6 protein-coding genes, 1 rRNA gene, 1 pseudogene and 1 riboswitch are annotated in these 4542 nt (G+C 42.7%); of the genes and pseudogenes, 7 read left to right on the top strand and 1 reads right to left on the bottom strand.

Annotation, left to right across the window (positions count from 1 at the left end):
* The 5 genes and pseudogenes from G470_RS14595 to G470_RS0111320 form a co-directional block, all read left to right on the top strand.
* Window positions 1–243, top strand: a pseudogene (locus G470_RS14595) (hypothetical protein); the annotation flags it as partial.
* Between the two features lie 216 nt (window positions 244–459).
* Window positions 460–828: a holo-ACP synthase gene (acpS, locus tag G470_RS0111335; protein ID WP_028274892.1), complete on the top strand. Its 369-nt coding sequence runs from the start codon at window positions 460–462 to the stop codon at window positions 826–828.
* A 124-nt stretch (window positions 829–952) separates the two neighbouring features.
* Window positions 953–1204, top strand: a complete 252-nt coding sequence (locus G470_RS0111330; RefSeq protein ID WP_028274891.1) for a hypothetical protein — start codon at window positions 953–955, stop codon at window positions 1202–1204.
* Between the two features lie 32 nt (window positions 1205–1236).
* Window positions 1237–1593 carry a type II toxin-antitoxin system PemK/MazF family toxin gene (locus tag G470_RS0111325; protein ID WP_028274890.1) on the top strand — a complete coding sequence of 119 codons (357 nt, stop codon included), beginning with the start codon at window positions 1237–1239 and terminating at the stop codon, window positions 1591–1593.
* 112 nt (window positions 1594–1705) lie between these two features.
* Window positions 1706–1750: riboswitch (PreQ1 riboswitch) on the top strand.
* A gap of 7 nt (window positions 1751–1757) precedes the next feature.
* Window positions 1758–2249, top strand: a complete 492-nt coding sequence (locus G470_RS0111320; RefSeq protein WP_028274889.1) for a QueT transporter family protein — start codon at window positions 1758–1760, stop codon at window positions 2247–2249.
* 71 nt (window positions 2250–2320) lie between these two features.
* Here the strand turns inward: G470_RS0111320 and cbpA are convergent, their stop codons facing one another.
* Window positions 2321–2956, bottom strand: coding sequence for a cyclic di-AMP binding protein CbpA (gene cbpA, locus G470_RS0111315; protein ID WP_028274888.1), 636 nt, complete (start codon window positions 2954–2956; stop codon window positions 2321–2323).
* 204 nt (window positions 2957–3160) lie between these two features.
* Between cbpA and G470_RS0111310 the strand changes: the two genes are divergently transcribed.
* Window positions 3161–3871: an O-methyltransferase gene (locus G470_RS0111310; protein ID WP_028274887.1), complete on the top strand. Its 711-nt coding sequence runs from the start codon at window positions 3161–3163 to the stop codon at window positions 3869–3871.
* 437 nt (window positions 3872–4308) lie between these two features.
* A 16S ribosomal RNA gene (locus G470_RS0111305) occupies window positions 4309–4542 on the top strand; the annotation flags it as partial.

Below are 4542 nucleotides of genomic sequence, written 5' to 3'. Positions count from 1 at the left end.
TCAGCCAAAGGGGCTGGAAACTTAGCTTCCATTATTTCAGCTCGTAAAAACGGAACGCTTTTAGAAGCTTTGAGAGCGGAACTATCTGCATTTGAACAAACCATTGTCCCTGAATTTAAAGGGGCTGTTAGAGCTGTTTTGAAAAAGATTCATCGTCCTTCTATAGGGGTTAAAATAGGTGAAATAGCTAATTATAGTTCCACATCAAGTCCAATGGGACAACTGAAGAAAATGTTTGGGTAATGAAACACACAGAATGAGCCATTTTAATATTAAAATTGAAGAGTTACCATCTCTAGAGAAAAGTTTCCGCCAAAGTATTGACACATACTTGTGAATGCTTTTGTATGACTTTTGAACATTAATTTGATAGGATATATACAAGTCTTTCAAAAGACGGCTGGAGCCATTCAGTCTTGCAGCATACATATATGGTGAATTTATGGAGGAAACAACAAATTGATTGTCGGCATCGGATTAGATTTAACAGAAATCGGCCGTATTGAACAAGCATGCCTGAAAAGAGAAACTTTCCCTGAACGCGTCCTCACTCCATCCGAAATGGAGTTGTACGACCGGATGACCGGATTCCGCAAAGTTGAATTTTTGGCCGGCCGTTATGCGGCAAAAGAAGCATTCAGCAAAGCATTGGGAACTGGGATTGGAAAAGTGGGGTTTCACGATATTGAGGTGCTTCCTGATCCGAAAGGAAGACCCACTGTAACAAAATCTCCTTTTAAAGGACATGCATGGATTACGATTACGCATACGGCTGAAATAGCAGCAGCGCAAGTTGTATTAGAACGAGAAAGCGGTTACTTTAGATAGGTTTGCTTATACGAGTGCCACCAAAAAGTCATAATTCTGCTATTCAAAAGTGTCTCATTCCATGATACACTTGAAACGAGATGAGGTTTTGGCGTGGAAGTATTACTTTTTGGAGGCAGGCATAATGAGCAGTAACCAAAATAAGACATTACGAATCGAAGTGGAACCGGGGATCTATAAAGAAATAGAACAGTTCTGCATAGAAACTGGAACCAGTAAGAACGAACTAATGGCTGAATTGCTACAGTACTTTTTGAAAGACGGCAAACATATGCTGGATACCATGCGGAAAGGATATATAGAGATGGCCCGCATCAACTTGGAGATCTGTTCGGAGTTCGACGAAGTTGAAGCAGAGGTCGCTTCTCTCATCTAAACCCCAAGGTGCCCTCAGGGAGGAACTTACCTATGGTGAAACGGGGAGACGTTTATTATGCAGATTTGTCACCGGTCATCGGATCGGAACAAGGCGGACTCAGGCCAGTTTTGATTATACAAAACAATATCGGGAACCGTTACAGTCCGACCGTTATCGTGGCGGCGATCACGACGAAAATACAAAAGGGAAAAATGCCTACGCATGTTGATGTGTCTGCTTCTGAACATGGCTTGGAAAAAGACTCAGTCATTTTGCTCGAACAGATCAGGACCATTGACAAACAGCGCCTTAGAAACAAGGTCACTCATTTAGGATACGACGTCATGAAATCAGTGGATGGAGCCTTGGCCATCAGTGTCGGCCTGCCCGCTTCATACAAAAATTGAACATTACTTAAAAAACGCTTCAGTGAAGAATCACCTTCACTGAAGCATTTTTGTTGCCTTCAAGAGAGCTTGCTTTTGTTAATGCCCGCGTGCTATAGTGACATAGTTGATTAAAATCGTGGTTCGTAACCATCCCACGTAAAAAAACTAGGAGGAATCATAAAATGAAATTACGACAATGGGTGTTCAATGCAATCATTGCTGCGTTATATGTAGCGTTGACGGCAGTCAGTGCGCCGCTTTCTTTTGGCGGAGTGCAGTTTCGGATTGCAGAAATATTGAATCACACAGTGGTGTTTAACCGGAAGTATATTGTCGGTATCCTTGCCGGCGTTTTCTTATCCAATCTCTTTTTCTCGCCGATAGTCCTTTATGACATCGTGTTCGGTGTAGCGCATTCGTTGATTGCTTTGGTGGCAATGCGGGTAGTGACGAGAAAAACCGACAATCAATGGATACGCATGGGAGTCAACACACTCTCGTTCGCATTCTTTTCTTTCATCATCGCATGGGAACTATACTTGGCATTTGAATTTCCGTTCTGGTTCACGTACTTCACCGTCGCTTTAGGTGAAGTGGTTGTCATGTCCATCGGCATGCCGATCATGAAATACTTAAATGAGAAAATGGGATTCAACCGCTTGATGAACGCCTAATGACTTGAAAAAGAAAAACAAATCAAAAAAGCTGGTCCCGAAGCGGGGCCAGCTTTTTGTATAGAAAATAATCAGTTGCGCAAATCTTCGATGCCAAGGACACCAAAATCTTTGCGTTCCAATTGAGCGGTGATTTCATTCACGGTATCCCGGCTGACTCCCGGCTCAAGGGTGATAATGATACGGCGTAAGTTGTTTTCCCGCTCCACATCCAGGGTGATGCAGCTGACGATGGCGCAATAGCGGCTGATGATACGAGTGATATTCGCCAAATCACCGCGGCTTCCGCCGGATGCGACGGTAAGTACATAACTTCCTGTATCGATTTTCCAAGACTGTTCCAACATGGACAGCAATTGGCTGTGTGTCAAGATGCCATAAAAATGATTGTCTTGGTCCAAGACAGTGATGTAAGGCAAGTCTTTGATCATGAAGAAAATTTTGAAAAACGAGTCATCGATATGGATATATTTCGTGGCGTTCTTCAATAAATGGGTGACAGGAAGATCCAATGTTCCTCCGTTTGCTTTGTGACGGTAAATGTGCATTTTATAGATGTTTCCACGGAAAATTTTTCCCGTTTCATCTAGGACAGGCACACAGCGGAATCCGGTTTCTTCCAATGTGTTGATGGCGTCCTGCAAGGTGGCTGTTTCCGGAATGGTGACAACGTTCCGTCTCGGAATCGCCAAAGTTCTGATTAACATTATAAAATTCTCCTTTTGTTTTAATGTCAACATAATATATCTATTAGATGATATCACATTTCAGAAGTGAAGACAGGTATTTTACATAAATTTATTTAAAAAGTTTTCGTACGGATGAAAAAAGAACAAATGAAATCTTGTACTAAAAGAAGGTTCCAGAGTACAATAAGGTAAAATGATTTATCGAAGGACGGTAATAAGAAGATGAAACGTAATGAAATGATGGACCGCCCGGTCATCAATAATGATGTAAGAGAATACTTGCGCACCGCTCAAAAGCCTCTTCCAGGAAAACTAGGAGAAATCCAGCGGGAGGCTAACGAAAAAAGGGTGCCGGTTATTCCCCATGAAACGGTCGTGTTTTTAGACTGGCTGTTCCCGCACCTGCAACCCAAACGTGTATTGGAAGTCGGGACTGCAATTGGTTTTTCTGCCAGTTTGATGGCGCAACGCATGCCGGAAGAGGGTCATCTCACGACGATTGAACGAAATCCTGTAATGATTGAAAAGGCGAAAAAGACCTTCACGGAATTAGGATTGGAAGATAAAATCGCCTTGAAAGAAGGGCAAGCCCAAGATGTGTTACAGGAATTGGACGGGCCGTTTGATTTTATTTTTATGGACAGCGCCAAAGCAAAATACTACGATTTCTTCCCGTATTGCATGAAGCTTCTTAAAACAAACGGGGTACTCGCGGTAGACGACATCCTTCAAGGAGGAACCATTCTGCAGCCGGATGAGGAAATTCCTCGTCGCCGCAGAAAAATTCACCGCAAGTTGAACGAATTTTTGGATGTGGTGTTGACCCACCCGAGTCTCCAATCGTCGATTTTGCCATTAGGCGATGGATTGTTGTTGATTACAAAGAAAGAAGATGCGGACTTCTCCTTTATGGAACCAAAGATAGAAGAATAAGGAAACACTGCCTGTCGGATCACCCTTTGAAGGAGATGACCAACAGGCGGTTTTTGCTTTTATTGAACTTTTTTGAAAAATATTTAGAAAAAGGATTGACGAAACATTGAACAGCTAGTATAGTAATTTCTGTTGCCGAAAACATGAAATATGAACAAAAAGTTTCCGGTTGACAAAAAGTTAACACAATGTTAATATATAAAAGCTGCAAGGGACAAGCGATAAAGAAAATCGATTCTAACGAAAAGAAATTCTTTTGAAAAAGTTCTTGACAAGCGAAAAAGAAACATGTTATGATATAAAAGTTGTGTCAAGTAATTGACCTTTGAAAACTGAACAAAGCAAAACGACCAAATGTGCAGGGAGTCTTGACATAGTCAAGGCAACACCCGCAGATGATAAATCTGCAACAAATGCAACGAAATTGAGCTACAAACTTTTACGAGAGTTTGATCCTGGCTCAGGACGAACGCTGGCGGCATGCCTAATACATGCAAGTCGTACGCTGAAGCGCTCTGCTTGCAGAGCGCGGATGAGTGGCGAACGGGTGAGTAACACGTGGGCAACCTGCCTGTAAGATCGGGATAACTCCGGGAAACCGGGGCTAATACCGGATAACCCGTGCCTCCTCCTGGAGGCGCGTTGAAAGGCGGCTTCGGCTGTCGCTTACA

The sequence above is a fragment of the Atopococcus tabaci DSM 17538 genome (assembly GCF_000429585.1).
GTDB lineage: Bacteria > Bacillota > Bacilli > Lactobacillales > Carnobacteriaceae_A > Atopococcus > Atopococcus tabaci.
Note: the sequence above shows the minus strand (reverse complement) of the source record. Positions and strands in the feature narration are given on the sequence as shown.

What these genes read in the sequence shown, in the direction of transcription:
- G470_RS0111330 (WP_028274891.1), top strand. Translation starts at nt 953, where the DNA reads ATGAGCAGTAACCAAAATAAGACATTACGAATCGAAGTGGAACCGGGG.
- G470_RS0111325 (WP_028274890.1), top strand. Translation starts at nt 1,237, where the DNA reads ATGGTGAAACGGGGAGACGTTTATTATGCAGATTTGTCACCGGTCATC.
- G470_RS0111320 (WP_028274889.1), top strand. Translation starts at nt 1,758, where the DNA reads ATGAAATTACGACAATGGGTGTTCAATGCAATCATTGCTGCGTTATAT.
- cbpA (WP_028274888.1), bottom strand. Translation starts at nt 2,956, where the DNA reads ATGTTAATCAGAACTTTGGCGATTCCGAGACGGAACGTTGTCACCATT.
- G470_RS0111310 (WP_028274887.1), top strand. Translation starts at nt 3,161, where the DNA reads ATGAAACGTAATGAAATGATGGACCGCCCGGTCATCAATAATGATGTA.